This window comes from Candidatus Omnitrophota bacterium (genome assembly GCA_040755155.1).
In the GTDB taxonomy this organism is placed as follows: domain Bacteria; phylum Hinthialibacterota; class Hinthialibacteria; order Hinthialibacterales; family Hinthialibacteraceae; genus JBFMBP01.
The window spans coordinates 13,996-29,531 of the sequence record JBFMBP010000075.1; the positions used below are offsets into that span (position 1 = coordinate 13,996).

Below are 15,536 nucleotides of genomic sequence, written 5' to 3' on the forward strand. Positions count from 1 at the left end.
AAGTAAATGGCGGACGCAAGGAAAAGCCCAACCGGTCCCTCTCTCGCCAAGAAGACATCCAACGTCTTCGTGGCGGCGGCGTTTGTGGGAATCCTTGGCATCATGCTCGCTTCGGTTCCCCCGCCCATGCTGTCCGCTTTGCTGGCGGTCAACATCGCCATTGCGCTGTTGGTCTTGATGATCTCTCTCTACATGCTCGATCCGTTGGAATTTACAACGTTTCCGACCGTGCTGCTGATGCTTACCATTTTCCGGTTGGCCTTGAACGTCGCCTCGACGAAATTGATCTTGACGCCGTCCCTTGGCGGCGCCTTTTCGGAAAAAGCGGGCGCCGTTATTCAATTCTTCGGCGAGGTTGTGGCGGGGAACAATCCCGTCATCGGATTCGTCGTCTTCCTCATACTCATCGTTATTCAATTCGTAGTCATCACCAAAGGTTCGGGACGCATCGCGGAAGTGGCCGCGCGCTTCACCCTCGACGCCATGCCCGGCAAACAGATGGCCATCGACGCCGACCTCAACGCCGGATTGATTACGGAAGCCGACGCGCGCAAGCGCCGCGCCGACATCGCCCGCGAAGCCGACTTCTACGGAGCGATGGACGGCGCCAGCAAGTTCGTGCGCGGCGACGCCATCGCGGGGATCATCATCACGGTTATCAATATTATCGGCGGCATCGGCGTCGGATTTACGGAGCCGAATTTCACGCTATTGGGCGTATTGAAGACGTATACGATCCTTACTATCGGCGACGGTCTCGTCAGCCAGATTCCCGCCCTGTTGACTTCCACGGCGGCGGGTATCGTCGTTACCCGCGCTTCGGACGAGCGGGCTTTGGGCGAGAGCCTTTCGTCGCAGCTTTTCGCCAAGCCGGAAGCGATGTACATCGCCGCCGCCGCTCTTTTTCTTATCGCCGCCCTGGGAATGGTTATGAGTCCGGGAATGGTGCTTCCGTTCCTTATTCTAGCGTTGTTGTTCGGTGGCGGGGCCTGGCAGATTCAACGGTCGGCGAAGGCGCAACTCGCCGAAGAGGAAGAAAAAGCCCGCGCCGCCGCCGAGGAAGTTCCTCCCGCGCCGGAACGAGTGGAATCGCTGCTGGAAGTGGATCCTATGGAGATCGAGATCGGCTTCAGCCTCATTCCCCTCGTCGATGCGCAACAGGGTGGAGATCTGCTCGACCGCGTCTCCGTCATCCGGCGGCAGACGGCGGTGGAACTGGGAATCATCGTTCCTCCCATCCGCATCCGCGACAACATGCAGCTGGGACCGCGCCAATATCAAATTCTCATTCGCGGCATGAAGGTAGCGTCGGGAGAGATCCGGCCCGATCGTCTGCTGGCCATCAAACCCGATATGGAGGAAGACGACGTGCCCGGCATCAAAACCATCGAACCGGCCTTCGGCACTCCCGCCAAATGGATCGAGAAAGACGAACGCTCCCGCGCCGAAATGGCCGATTACGGCATTGTGGAACCTTGCGCCGTCTTGGCGACGCATCTGACGGAAGTGATCCGCAGCCACGCCTTCGATCTGCTCGGACGCCGCGAGGTGCAGGAATTGATCGACAACTTAAAAGAAAAGAACGCCGTTTTAGTGACCGAATTGATCGAAACGGCCGGCGTGAAGGTCGGCGTCATTCAAAAAGTATTGCAAAACCTGCTGCGCGAGCGTATTCCCATCCGCAACCTGGAATTGATCTTCGAAGCCATCGCCGATTACGCCGAAACGGCCCAGATGAATCCGGACGCCATTACGGAATATTGCCGCATGAACTTGAACCGGATCATCACTAATCTCTATATCGACCAGAACGGCCAACTGCCCGTCATCACCATCGATCCCAACATCGAAAGCCGTTTGTTGGAAGCTTTGCAGCGCGCCGGTTCCGCAGGCGTCATGGCTACCGATCCGCCTTATGCGGACCGGATCATCCAAGCCATCCGGCTAGAATGCAACAACGCCATGGCTTCGGGCTTCCATCCCTTGATTCTGACGACCCCGCAGCTTCGCGCTCATTTGCGGCGGCTATGCGAGCGGGAAATCCCGCGGATCGTCGTTTTGTCGTATAACGAAGTGGCGCCGGAAGTTCCGGTGACCCGAATCTCGACTGTGAGGGCGCAAAGTGCGAGTGAAAAAGTTTCACGCTAAAGACATGGCGGAAGCCATGAAGATGATGAAGGCGGAATTGGGCGCAAACGCCGTCATTCTTCACACGCGGGACACGGGCAAAGGCTTGCTCGGCTGGCTGACGGGAGGCGGGGTGGAAGTTACCGCCGCCGTGGACGCCCGTCCGGCGGCGCCTCCGCCAAAGCCAGCGCCGCCGCCGAAGGAGTTGCGCGCATCTCCCGTCAAGCCGCCAGTGGGCGGTTCGGTGGATTTTAAGGTCTCCGACGAGCCAACCAACGGCGGCGTAAGTTCTAAAGAGAAAGAGGACAATCCTCTTTTGGCGTTGTCGAAAAAAATCGATAAAGAGAAAAAGAAGAATGCGCTCGTCCCGCCGCCGGGCTTAGCTCCTTCGGCGTCCAAAAAGGTCGAAGGTAATCCGCTCGCGGCTAATCCCGATTTGGAAAAGCGCCTCGCCAATTTGGAGAACCGCTTGATTAAACTGACCGGCCTGATCGAACATCTTTCGCCATCTCTCGCCACTGGGGAAGTTCCTTCCGTTCCCAGCCGCACCCGCGACGTTTACAACCACCTGCTGGAACAGGACGTCGACGAGAGCCTGGCGCTTTCCATCGCGGCCCAGGTGGCGGAAACGTCCGACGAAAGCGACGATGTTTGGACCGTCCTGCGCTCCCGCCTGATTTCCATGATCCCCGTCGAACCTGCCTTGGAGTTGGATTTTAACGCCAAGCGCCCCAAGATCGTCATGCTGGCCGGTCCTACGGGCGTCGGCAAGACTACGTCGTTGGCCAAGATTTCCGCGCAATACCGGTATACGAAAAATTCCGGAGTCCGTCCCAAGATCGTTTTCATCACCGCCGACCTTTACCGTCTCGCCGCCGTCGAGCAATTGCAAAAATATTCCGAAATTCTAGGAGCGGAACTGGAAGTCACTTATTCCCCCGAAGAAGTGCGCCAAGCGTTGAATAAGCATAAAGACGCCCATCTCGTTCTTTTCGACACGGCGGGAACCTGCCAGCGCAACATGCCTCAGATGAGCACCCTTTCCGCCATCGCCGAGGCGTGCAACCCCACGGAGATTCATCTGGTTCTTTCAGCGACGACGAAATACAGCGACATCATCGACATTGTGGAGCATTTCAAGGAAGTGAAACCTACTCGGCTGCTCTTCACGAAGATCGACGAATCGACGACGTTCGGAACCATTCTCAACGCCGTGCGCAAATTTAATATTCCCCTTTCCTATTTGACGACGGGCCAAAACGTGCCGGAGGATATCGAATGCGCCCGCACCGAGCGGGTGGCGAAGTTGCTGTTGACCAAACCGGCGATCGACCGTTCCATCGAGAGTAAAAAGATCGATCCGCAGCCGGCTCCCGCGCCGACTTCGGAGAAAATGAAAGAAAAGACCAATCAGGATAAGTCCGATGAAGCCAAAAATTGCTGACCAGGCGGAGAAACTTCGCCAACTCGCCGCCCAGGAGGAAGGAGGATTTTCCCCGGGCGGCGCGGCGGTTGCGGCGTTGGAAGAACCGTCCGGCGCGGAAGCGGCGCCGATGCCCAATGATAAGCCGTCTCTTCCTGCAGAGATGGAGGAAAAGCGCTCTCTTTCGCCGGATGCGCCTGCATCCGCCACGAAAAAAGAAAAGACGAAAACGCTTTCGTCCGCCGATAGTAAGAAGAGAGAACGAAGCGAGTCTCCGTCCGGAAAACCGCCAATTGTAGAAACATCGATAAACGTTGCTCGTGGAGAAGCCGAAGCGTTAGCCGCCGAGGCGCCATCCGCCGCGGAAGCCGTCGCAATTCTTGATGAAATGAAGGAAACGGAGGCCGCACCTGCGCCGCCGGAAAGCGGCAAGGTGACGGAATTGCTTTCGGCCCGCCGTTTTCTCATGGATGGCCATACGCGCGTGATCGCCGTGACGGGGGGCAAAGGGGGCGTAGGCAAAAGCAACATCGCCTGCAACCTCGGCATCGCCATGGCTCAGATGCGCAAGCGGGTTTTGCTGCTAGACGCCGATCTCTCGCTGGCGAATGTCGATATCCTGCTAGGTTTGACGCCCCGGTTGAATCTATCCCACGTCTTAAGCGGCGAGAAAAAATTGGATGAGGTAATGATGGCCGGACCCGCTGGAATGAACATTATTCCCGGCGGTTCCGGCCTGGAGGAATTCTGCAATTTGCCGCTGCCGGAAATGGAGCGGATTTTCGACGCCTTCGCCGGTCTCGATCCCGCGCCCGATATTCTTATCATCGACACGGCGGCGGGGATTCATCCCAACGTGCTGCAATTTCTGTTGGCGGCGAATCAGGTTCTCGTCGTAACGACGCCGGAGCCGCCCGCCTATACGGACGCTTACGCCTTGATTAAAACACTCGTCCGTCACGATCCCGGCAAAGAGATCGGGGTCGCCGTCAACATGGCCAACGATGCCCGCGAAGCCAACGAAGTAGTGAAGTTAATGCTGCAAATCTGCCGCCAGATGCTGCGGGTGGGATTCAGCAATATGGGCTTTATCCCCCGCGATCCTCACGTCATGAAAGCCGTGCGCCATCAGCAGCCCTTCCTGATCCAATCGCCGAACTCGCCCGCGGCGAAGGCCGTGCGCAACATGGCGGCGACGGCGCTGCAATCCGGTTCGAATGCGGCGGCGAAAGGTCTCAAAGGCTTCTTCCGCCGCCTCTTTTCCCAAGCACCGCCGACTAAAGCTGCCGCCAATTCGTGATGGAGAGCCGTAATCTCATAGTTTTTTAATAGAAATCGTCAGATGAATGCGCGCTTCTTTTTCGGGGCGATCGAGGCGGAAGGCGATGCGCCGGGCGATGGGATGGCGAGACGCGTTGCGCATGTTATTTTCTTTCATATCGTATTCCTTGACGTCCACGGATAGTTTTTGATCTCCAAAACTTACTTCGAGAATAGCTTTTTCGACGCTAATTTTTACTCCGCTTTTGGTTACTTCGACAGGAGCATACGTCCATATCGCCGTTTCAAAACTTTTCGGCGCGCTTTCGAATTGAGCTTCGTCGAGAAGATCGATCCCGATTTTGTTTTTGAACGTGGTCGTCCGCACCAGCGATTTCAATCCTGCTTCCTGGGGATAGGCCGCCGTCATATCGACGCGCAGGACGGCGCCGTCGTCTTTGCGTTCGGTTTTTGTAATGGCGGCGAAGGGGCCGGGTCGCTGTTCGAAGCCGTTGACCAATGGCAGCGAATGCCCCAGCGAGCGAGCCGCCAGATATTCGTAACGCTTATTGCTGAAGAATCTACGGTCGTAAACTGGCGCGCCCAGGTCGGGGATCAAGGTCTCTCCTTGATAGTGAAGAATTATATTGCCGACGTCGTTATGATTGTGCGGCTCGTCGTTGCGTCCGCCCTTGGCCGCCAGGACGAGGCCGTTATCGTCGCGGACGATCATCCATTCCACGCCGCGCAGGAAAACGTAGGGCGCTGGGACGAACTCTTCCTTCTTCCCCGGAAGCGGCGCGAATTGCGTATTTTCGAAGAGGGAAAGCAAGGAACCGGCGTCGATCTCGTATTCCATGCGCGCCGCCGCGAAGCGCCGCAGTTCCGGCGCGTTCAACTCGTCCGCCAAGTAGCATAACATCGACGTGGAGAAGCGGTTGTTCTCGCCTCCATCGGAGAAACTGGGGTATTTGCCCGGCGACAGTTCCACCCGCATGGGCAGCAGGGCGATTTCCTTCACGATGGGCGCAGCTAGCATGTTCAGGCGCTTGTCCGTATAGCGGTTGAGCATTTGGGCCGCCTCGACGTAATTGCCGAAACCGTAGTTCCAATAACCCAGGCCTTCCGCCGTGCCGCCGTCGCGTCCGAAGCCCGTCAGATAGAGGCAGAGGGAATTTTGCGCTTTGGCGACGAGTTCAGCCAAGCGGTTCTTATCGCTAATTTTGTAGAGAGCCGCCGACAGAACATTGCCGTTGCAGACGGCGTTCCAATTGTGAGTCCGCTTCATCCAAGAGAATTCCCGCTTTTGATAAGGACCGAAGATTCTGCGTTCCAATTCGTAATTTAGGCGCATCCGCAAACGCTCCGGCAAAGCGTCTCCGAAGACGTAATCGATGTTGGCGAGAACGTTGGCCGTATTGGAGGCCCGCAGATCGATGTTGGGATTCTCCATGTCGATCAATCCGTCGGTATGGGCGGGCATGCACCAATCGCTCTCTTCGCAGAACGCCCAGAGCGCGTTCATCAGCGGATCGAGAAATTCGCCTTTGCCCTCCAAACATTCCGCCAAAGCGAAAGCGGACAGGAATCCGCTGCGCTGGCCGAGCACGCGCTCGCAAGAAACGCGGTTGCCCGTGCGTTGAAAATCGAGATAGAGAGAGGCGGGCAGATAGGGGAAATCCTGCTTGGCGTATTCCCGCGCCCGATCTACCGCCGCGGTCAAGCTGGGGCCGAAGCGCTTGTCCGTTTTGATCTTTTCCCAAAACTCCCGGTCGCCGTATTGCGGGAAGGGCTTGAATTCCCCGCATTTCTCTAGTACTTGCTTCGCTTCGTCGAGCGTCCAGGGCTTCATCAATGGATCTTCTCCCGCGCCCCGGCTCCAAGCGCTCCCAAACGAAACGAAAACGACGGCAAGCGTCCAGCGTAAACAACGATTCATAATTTCACCTCGCGGATCATTGATAATAGAGATGCATTCTTTGAATATTTACTATGAATCGGTTGGGTTTGTTAAGTGGAAGAAGGAAGATAAGGATTCGTCGAGCGATAAAAATGCAACGACGGCGGCGCGGCGGCGTTATGAAATCGAGACGGTTCGCATCAAGGGCAAGAACAACTTTGCCCTTGCCACTCTTAAAAAGATAAGGAAGGATCAATGAATAAAAAAGCCATAATGATCGGCGGCGTTCTTTTTTTTGCGTTGATTCTGCTCACGTTTTTCACGAGAAGCAAAGATATTTTTGAACAAAAAACCCGCATGGTCATCTCGACGAGTGGAACAGTTCATTTTCCCTGGTCAGCGGAATCGGCGGCGGAGTACGATATATGGCGCTTGGCGCCGATCTTAAAAACGCCCTATGTCTATTGCGAATTCGCTTGGTTTCCTCCCGAATTGCGCCAAAAAATGGATGCCATGACGGCGATCAATCTAAAGAGGATGGAGCGGAAAATCTCCGCGCTCGTCGATGTTCAGCGCGGCGCAAGTCCTTTTCATGCGGAGATCGAATATCCTTATACTCCATTGGGGATGGGAATCGGCGGGGGCGCTTTTGACAACGACGCGTCCATCATGGAATCTTTTATGGTAGACGGACAAATTACTCTTCCTTCTCAGTGGCGTTTTACGCCGCTCTCTTTGAATTCCGATCCGTTTTTGCTGTATCGCCATCAACCGCTGAAAGCGAAGAAAGAAGGCGGAAAAACCATTTATTCCCTCGCCGGAGATAAAAAAATCGTTTTCTCTCTCTTCGGCCTAATCGGCGAAAGTAGCCTTCCCGAATCGTTTCCCGTTTATGGCTGCGACTCCGATGGCGGGATGCGGCTTGTGGGCGCAGTAGATAAGAACGGCGATTTCGGCGAATACAAATACGATGGGAGCGAGTTGCGCCAGACCTGCGTATGGCGGGATTGGAAATCGCCTTCCTCCATTTTCTTTTTGGAGAACGGCGCCTATTTGGCCTATTATCGCGAGGGGGATAAGTATGCCTTTTTATCACCGGGATCGTCCGAACCGTTATTCGAATTCGGCATTGGCGATTTGCTTGACCTCATCCCCAAAGACATGAATTACATGGGCAATAAGACGATTCTTCCTCTAACCTGGAATCCGTCGCTGCCTTGTCTTGTTTATTTCAATATGGAAGGATTCCCCGTTTTCGAAATTCAAGCCGCCGCCGTTACCTCGAAGGACGTTAAGAAGATTTTCAAACTCATCGGTTACAAACACGCCCATCGGCCTTTTGCCGCCGCGCAAAATAACGAAGTCGTTCTTTTCGCTGATTACGAATGGGATTCGGACGTTTATAACGAGGGCTTTCATTTAAAGAAAGAGGAATTGTATTATTCGTCTCGACGCTTGAATAGAACGCCCGGCGCCATAAGCGGCGAGTATCATGCAGTTTCTCTTCCCCAAGGATTCAAATTTTTTTCCAAGCAAACAATCGACGGCAAGTATTTGATTTTTTACAGCGATAACGCATTATGGCGGATGCGCTGGAACGGCGAAAATCTTAAGAAAGTCTTTCCTTGGGAATAAGGGCGTGGCAAAATGGCTCATCGATTCGAGCGACGAGGCGAAAGGAAAGACGATGGGCCGCATCAAAATTCAACGGGCGATTATAAGCGTCTACAATAAGGACGGGATACTAAAACTAGGCCGGGCGCTGGCGGATTGGGGCGTCGATATCCTCTCCACGGGCGGAACCAGCCGCGCTTTGGCCGACGCGGGCATTCCTTATCAGGAAGTGAGCGACTATACCGGCTCGCCGGAAATGCTGGGCGGACGGGTGAAAACGCTGCATCCTATCATTCATGGCGGACTGCTTTTCAAGCGCGAGGACGAAGCCCAAGCGGAGGAAGCGGAGAGTTTCGGCATTCAGCCTATCGATCTCGTCGCCGTCAATCTCTATCCCTTCGAAGCCACCATCGCCAAACCGGGCGTTACGGTTGAAGAGGCAATAGAAAATATCGACATCGGCGGCCCGGCAATGATCCGCTCCGCGGGCAAGAATTTTCGTTCCGTCGCCGTGCTTACCGATCCTGCCGACTACGATCCCTTTATCGATGAAATGAAAGAGACGGGCGAAATCGGCCTCAATACGCGGCGGCGTCTGGCCGCCAAGGCATTCGACCATGTGAGCCGTTACGACGAAGCTATCACGAACTATCTCGCCTCGCTGACGGCTTGACCAACCGTGTCAGAATCGGATGGCGCAAGAGATAGCATATTTCATTATGCGATGAAGAACAGGATTATACCATTCTGCGTTAGGATTGTTGCTTATAAATTCCCTCGCCCTTTGGGAGAGGGTTAGGGTGAGGGAAATATAAGTCTAATAATATCAACCCTCACCTAACCTCTCCCAATCTTGGGAGAGGAATTTTTAAAACAACATTATTAATGCAGGTTGATATTATTCGCCCTTAGCAAAGACGAACGCCTCGAAATTTTCCGAAAATAGGCGCTTCACGTCCTTCCGGATTTCTTCTTCCGCGATCGTCCATCCCGCATCCGCCAAGTCTTCGTATTTATCCGCAAGGACTTTAGCGATGATCTTGCGCGAATGCGCCCATTTGTAAATCATCTGATCCAGCACGCGGGCGTCGGAATGTTGGGGGATGAAGCTGAGTCCCAATAGTTCCAAGCGCATTCGCGTCATCTCTTCGATCAAGGAGGGATTGTTGAGAAACCACCAACAGCCAAAAGGCAGCAGGTTAGGGAATTTCCGAGCGGTTACGCAGAATTCGTGCTGGTTCTCCCGGCTGAGAAACGTCGCTAGGAAACGGTTATTGGGATAATTGGCGCAGAGGTTGGCCAGGCTGACGATATCCGACGCTCCCACGCCGTCCCCCGCCAGTTTCAGCGCCGGATTGATTTGCCGCCTCACGCCGATCATGAGCGCGAAGGGCAATCGGCGCTCGCGAGCGAAGGGAATGATGCAGGAATCGATGATGCAGGTCGCCTCTTCGCCGTCCGGATAAGAGAACGCTGGCGTTAGAGATACCGCCAAGTAAAGGGGTTTCATACGGTCGGCCCAATCTTCCAGAAAACGCCGGACTTGCGCCATGTCGGCGTCGTTCAAGGCGGGTCCGGCTTCGTAGCCTTGTTCGCGCAAGAGGTTGGAGGTCAAATCCCATCCCATCAAGAGCGGATCCACCCGCAGCGCCGTCCGCAAGCGGGGATGATGAGCGCCTGTCTTCAACCAGAATTCCCGTTCGGTTTTGTCGAAGGGATCGTTGGTCATGACGGCGTAACGGACGTTGGCTTTTTGGAATACGGTTTCGATATAGTCTTCGATTTTTTGTTCGCGAAAGTAGGCGCGGATTTTATTTAAATTGCGTTCTCCGCCGCCGATTCCCAGCGTTTGCAATACGGTCAGCACGCCCCGGCAGGCTTCGGAAACCGGCGACCGCCGCAAAAACAATTCCCGCCAAATCAAATCGGCCTGCTCGGTTTTCGGCATCTTCCAAAACGAAGCGATGGAGACGTCCGCCACGCGCATGGTCTCGGCGACGAGGTAATGATAGGTCAATAACTCATCAATGCCCCATAAAAGCAGCGGCCCGAATGAGGGGGGATAGATATGAGTGTGCATATCGACGATAGGCGTCTCCGCCGCGATTTTTTCGATGGTTCCACGCAAGGATTTTTTTTCGACAATCATGGCAGCCGCTCCATTCTATACGCTCATGTTACGCTGCCTGGGAGAGCAGGCATCCTGCCTGCTAAAACGAAAATGACGCGGGCGAGACGCCCGCGCTCCCAGGTGGATAATATACGTCAAATCATCTTCGAACATTGTTCCAGCCGCTCCGCGTGGATTCTTAACGCACGCTCGAAATCTTCAAACAGATGTCCTAAGCGTTCTTGCGCATCCTGATTATGTTCGCGGCTTTCGCCGCCAAAGACGCTGGAACTTCCCAATTGCCCCATCATCGCCAGCGTCGAGCGCGAGCATAGGGACGAGCATAAATTCATTGCCCGGTTTTCTTTCTCAGCCAGGGCGACGAACAACTTCATGAGGCGGATTGTTTCCGTTCTGAATGTAGGATCGCCGGGATGAAGGTCTTGCAATTTTCTATGCAGCCGCCGCAACTCTCCCCGCGCCTGGCGGCAGGATTCCGCCAGATCGCTCAATTCGCGAGCGACATCCTGCCGCTGGTTTTCCAAGGACGGAAGCAAAGCGCGGCGAAGAAATGCCTTGTCCATTTTCTCGCGAGGCAGGCGATTCATCGCTTCATCGAGATTCATCCATACGCAGCCCTCGATTTTCGCTCCATGCGGCGACGTATTGATCGCATCGCCGCCCGCGGCTCGAATTAGCAGGGCGAAGGAATCCAAGTAGGTTTTGTAGAGTCCGCTGGTTTTTACCTTCGCTCCGTCGTTGGCGGGAACTTCCAATAACTCTTCGCGCTCCCTTTCCGGCTGATCCATTTCGTTCTGCATGGCGCCGTCGGCGTACCATTTCGCGTGGGGAAAAGAGAGATCGTGGCCGATAAGGATGACGGGATTGGCCCCCATCGCCCGCGCGGCGTGATAGGCGGCGTGGGCGGTGGAGCCATAGGAAATCAAGCGCCCCAGCGGGCCAAGGCGAGTCAGCGCTTGCAGGAAGGACGAGGCGCTCGTCTCGTAGCGAACGTCGCCCGCATGGTCGAAGAAAAACGTCCGCCCCGCATAACGTTCCGTAATGCGGGGATCGACGCCGGGATAGGCGGCGAGCAGGGAGTCATCGCCTTCGACGCCGTCGAAGTGGCGGGCGTTCAATTCCGTGAAGTCCAAACTGACGACCAAATCTGCTTGAACGCCGCGCCGCCAGAGGATGCGATGGGCGGTATCGACAGCGATGACGAGCGCGCGATCCCGCGCCGCCGCGATAACCTCCACGGCCTCATCCAAACTGGGACCGGCGGCAATGACTAGAGCGGGGACATTGGGCGCCGAATGGTCCAAGCGCTGCCAGGGCGCTCCATGCAGGATGCGCGGCAGGTTGGCCAGCATGTTGTCCAAAATGCGTTCGCCTTGAATTTCGCTGGTTTTGAATTTCAAAATTTCCAGTTGCAAAAGTTCTGAAATAGCGTCTGCCAACTTATCTAAATAAGCGGTATATAAAAATCTGGAGATGGCGGGAGCCGCTATTTGGACGCCGTTGGCTCTCATGCGATGGCCGCTGGCGCCTTGGAACAATTTTTCGGCGGCGGTTTTCTCCGGCAGTCCCACGGCGAAATTGACTCGCGGCGATAAAATCAAAGGCGTAAAATCCATCAAGCGCAGCGCCGCTTGAAACAATGCCGTATCCGGTTCCACAATCCAAATATGAGTATCTTTGCCGGATAATCGAAACAAAGATAGCGCATGATATCCTGCGGCGAAGCCCAGTAGCAGCGCGTGAGAGCGGCGCAGAAACGGCTCGCCCAACTCCCGCGCCCACTGTTCGGCTTCCTGACGGGGCGTTTTATCATGATTCAACGCCCACCAGGTTTTTTTCATTTGCTTGATGCATAAAAGAGGCGAGCCGTCCTCAGCCCGGGCGGCGAGAAAGCGGCTTTCGTCCGGCGTTGCTTCCAGCCGGGCGGCCAATTCGGGATCGCGTTGGCGCAGGGCGGCGAGGTTGCGAGCCCAGAGCGAAGTATCGTGGATTTCTTTATTATTCATGATTTAGGAATAAGTCGCAAACGTTTCGCGCCCGCGCGAATCATCATACAATATCTTTGCAGACTGGCAAACCGCAAGGGAAAATTCTCGGCGACGAACATTGATTCTTCAAATCTATTTTTATCTTCTAAAAAAACTGTGAAAATTTTAGTTATCGATAAAACCGCCGGATTGGCTTCCTCTCATGAACGCCATCAGGAAATGGCGAAGATTCCCGGCGTCGAAATTCATGTGTTGGGGCCGCGCGTATGGATCGAAAATGGAAGAGCCGTGGAATGGAGAATTCAACCGGACGCGGCGTATACATCCCATTTTGGCCGCGTTTTCTTTAAAGATTATTACGCCCGCGCCGGTTATTATTCCGGCCTTTGCCGCGCTCTACGCGCCGCCGATTACGATATCGTTCAACTGATGGAAGAGCCGTGGTCTATTTCCGCAATGCAAACGGCCGCCGCCGCTTCCATCATCGCGCCTCGCGCCAAAATTCTTTTTTATACGTGGGAAAATATATTTCGTCCGTGGACTTATCCCTCCCGCGCGTCGGCGCTCTATGCGCTCATCGATAAAACTTTGCATCGCCGTTCCGCCGCCGCCGTCTGCGCCAGCGAAGGCGCCCGCGATGTTCTCTTGCGCAAAGGCTACACCAAGCCGATTGCCGTTATCCCCTACGGCATCCCCGCTTTCTTTTTCGAACATTCCGGCGAAATTTCCGAATCCCGGCCATTTACCGTCGGCTATATCGGCCGCCTTCTCCCTATGAAAGGCGTCGATATTCTATTGCAGGCGATACGTGAGATCGACGGCGCTCGTTTGCGACTCATTGGCGGCGGCGAAATTGAACGCTTCCAAAACCTATCCTGCGAGTTGGGGATTCAAGATCGCGTCGAGTGGATTGGCTCTTTATCCGAGGAAAGCATTCCCGCCGAGTTGCGCCGCATGGATGTTTTGGTTCTGCCGTCGCGCCGCACGGAGCGATGGATGGAGCAGCTAGGCCGCGCCGCCATTGAGGCGATGGCGGCGGGCGTTCCCGTCATCGGCGCGAATACGGGCGCCATTCCCGAAGTCCTTAGCGGCGCCGGACGGCTGTTCGAAGACGGCGATATTTATGGGCTTGCCGAGCGCATCGCCGAGTTACGTTCCAATCCGCAAGAACGCGCGCGCCTTGGCGAGGCGGGTCGCCAGCGCGCGCAGAGCCGCTTTACCTGGCCGCGCTTCGCGGCGGAAATCTGCGAGTTCTACCAATCGTTCTAGAGTAGAAGAGGCTTCCAGCCTCTTGAAGGTTGATAAAAAGAGCCAGGATGGCTCTTCTACTTTTTCTGCCCGATATAGCCCGCTAACCGTGGGCGGGAAGTTGCAAAGGAACGCTTCATGACCGAAACCTCATCCAGCATCGGCAGCCGCATCGCCCGCTACGGCGCCATCCTTTCCGTCAGCGGCATCCTCTGCAAGATTCTCTTGCTGATTTATACCGTTATGGCGCGCAACATTTTGGGGCAGGAGCGTTTTGGGCGCATCGAATATTTCATCGAGATGGGCGTGATCTTTACCGTCCTCGCCGACTTCGGCTTGGAGCAGACCGTCACCCGCGAGATCGCCCGGCGGCGCAACGAACTCCAGCGCATGTTTTATCCGTTGGTGACTTACCGCTTCGCCGCTTCGCTGTTGGGCGGCGCGGCGATGGTTTTTTTTCTGTGCGTCACGGCTCGGCCCGGACACACATGGGCGTTGATACTTTGTTCGCTAATTTATTTCTTTTTCGTTTTTCACGTCATGTTGATTCGGGCCGTAGCGCGCAGTTTCGAGTTGCTCGCTTACGAAGGACTCGCCAATCTGCTGGACAAAATCGTCCATATAGGACTGGCGATGCTGTGCCTGTTTTATTGGCCGCGCCTGCCGCTGTTGGCGCTTTGCTATGCCGCGGGCGCCGTTGCGTCGTTAGCCATTTTCTGGATTGTCGTTTGGAAGCAATACGGCATGGAGCGCCGCTCCTATACCGTAAAAGACTGGATCGACTGGCAGAAACTGGCCGTTCCCATCGGCCTATCCGCCGCCTGCATTCTGTTGCTGCATCGCGAGGATACGGCAATGGTTAACTGGATTTGCGGCGACGACGAGACGGGATTGTACCGTTTTCCCTATCGTTTTCTCGAAGGGCTTTTTCTCTTCCCGCAAGTGTTAGCCGTCTCCGCTTATCCGATATTTTCCAAGCTCTACCACGAATCGCGCCCATTTTCCGAATCGGCGGCGGCGCTGATGCGCGGCTTGCTCATCGTCAGCCTGCCTATCGCCGTAGGCGGAACCTTCATTGCGGAAGATTTGATCCAAACCCTCTGTTCCGGAATCGGTCCGCGCGGTGGGGTGGTGTTTAAAATCCTCGTCTGGTCGCTGCCGTTTATCTACGCCAATTTTCTGTTGGGAACAATTCTCAACGCCGCCGACCGCCAGCGCTTAAATTTCCGCGCCAGCGCTTGGGGATTGGCGAGTAACGCTCTTTTGAACCTGCCGGCGATTTATTGGTGGGGCGCTGTTGGCGCTTCGATGATGACGGTCGTGTCTCAAGGATTATACGGCGCGATCATGGCTTATTATGCGCGGGATTTCCAACTTTGGACGGATGGGCGGCGCTATACGGCTATCGCCGCTTCCTGCCTTATCATGGCCGCTGTCCTGCAATGGGCGCAATGGCCGTGGTACGCCGCCATCCCGCTGGGCGCGGCGGTCTATTTTGTCAGCTTGTTCGTCCTGCGCGGCGTATCCCAAAAAGATATGCAAAACTTGCGGCGAGTCGTCATGAAATAGTCTGCTATCCATACACTAGACGAAGGAAGCGAATCCATTATGATTTGCTCAATAATATAAATTTGAAATTGGGGAGTTGCGTTATGCCTAAGAAAAAAGGATTTACATTGATCGAATTGCTTATCGTCGTCGCCATCATCGGAATTTTGGCCGCCATCGCCGTGCCGAATTTTCTCAATGCGCAATTGCGCGCCAAGGTCGCCCGTTGCAAGTCCGACCTGCGAACCATCGGCGTGGCGCTGGAAGAATACAATCTCGACCAAGGGTATTATCCCT

General features: G+C 55.1%; 11 protein-coding genes. 8 read left to right on the plus strand and 3 right to left on the minus strand.

What is annotated here, in order from left to right; genetic code table 11:
- The first annotated feature begins 6 nt into the window (after positions 1–6).
- From flhA to AB1656_09850, 3 genes are read left to right on the plus strand one after another with little or no spacing between them, the layout of a single operon-like run.
- Positions 7–2,148 (plus strand): flagellar biosynthesis protein FlhA, encoded by a 2,142-nt coding sequence (flhA, locus tag AB1656_09840; GenBank protein MEW6235675.1) that lies wholly within the window; start codon positions 7–9, stop codon positions 2,146–2,148.
- Complete coding sequence (gene flhF, locus AB1656_09845) at positions 2,129–3,571, plus strand: flagellar biosynthesis protein FlhF (protein ID MEW6235676.1); 1,443 nt, start codon at positions 2,129–2,131, stop codon at positions 3,569–3,571. Before flhA ends, flhF begins: the two co-directional genes overlap by 20 nt.
- Positions 3,552–4,850, plus strand: a complete 1,299-nt coding sequence (locus AB1656_09850) for a MinD/ParA family protein (protein ID MEW6235677.1) — start codon at positions 3,552–3,554, stop codon at positions 4,848–4,850. The genes flhF and AB1656_09850 overlap by 20 nt, the downstream gene beginning before the upstream one ends.
- 15 nt (positions 4,851–4,865) lie before the next feature.
- Here AB1656_09850 and AB1656_09855 read toward each other — a convergent pair whose 3' ends face one another.
- Entirely contained in the window at positions 4,866–6,749 is a 1,884-nt protein-coding gene (locus AB1656_09855) for a heparinase II/III family protein (GenBank protein ID MEW6235678.1), read from the minus strand.
- A 216-nt stretch (positions 6,750–6,965) separates the two neighbouring features.
- Between AB1656_09855 and AB1656_09860 the strand changes: the two genes are divergently transcribed.
- A complete protein-coding gene (locus AB1656_09860; GenBank protein MEW6235679.1) occupies positions 6,966–8,345 on the plus strand; it encodes a hypothetical protein in 1,380 nt (459 codons plus the stop codon).
- Between the two features lie 4 nt (positions 8,346–8,349).
- On the plus strand, positions 8,350–8,997 hold the full coding sequence (locus AB1656_09865; protein MEW6235680.1) for a hypothetical protein: 648 nt from the start codon (positions 8,350–8,352) through the stop codon (positions 8,995–8,997).
- A gap of 225 nt (positions 8,998–9,222) precedes the next feature.
- Here the strand turns inward: AB1656_09865 and AB1656_09870 are convergent, their stop codons facing one another.
- Positions 9,223–10,473 (minus strand): glucuronate isomerase, encoded by a 1,251-nt coding sequence (locus tag AB1656_09870; GenBank protein ID MEW6235681.1) that lies wholly within the window; start codon positions 10,471–10,473, stop codon positions 9,223–9,225.
- A gap of 116 nt (positions 10,474–10,589) precedes the next feature.
- Positions 10,590–12,461 (minus strand): 6-hydroxymethylpterin diphosphokinase MptE-like protein, encoded by a 1,872-nt coding sequence (locus AB1656_09875; protein MEW6235682.1) that lies wholly within the window; start codon positions 12,459–12,461, stop codon positions 10,590–10,592.
- A gap of 138 nt (positions 12,462–12,599) precedes the next feature.
- Between AB1656_09875 and AB1656_09880 the strand changes: the two genes are divergently transcribed.
- From AB1656_09880 to AB1656_09890, 3 genes are all read left to right on the plus strand, one after another.
- Positions 12,600–13,712 carry a glycosyltransferase family 4 protein gene (locus tag AB1656_09880; protein ID MEW6235683.1) on the plus strand — a complete coding sequence of 371 codons (1,113 nt, stop codon included), beginning with the start codon at positions 12,600–12,602 and terminating at the stop codon, positions 13,710–13,712.
- A 117-nt stretch (positions 13,713–13,829) separates the two neighbouring features.
- Positions 13,830–15,260, plus strand: a complete 1,431-nt coding sequence (locus AB1656_09885) for a flippase (GenBank protein MEW6235684.1) — start codon at positions 13,830–13,832, stop codon at positions 15,258–15,260.
- A gap of 83 nt (positions 15,261–15,343) precedes the next feature.
- The coding region (locus AB1656_09890) for a prepilin-type N-terminal cleavage/methylation domain-containing protein (protein ID MEW6235685.1) at positions 15,344–15,536 on the plus strand (193 nt) is incomplete at its 3' end.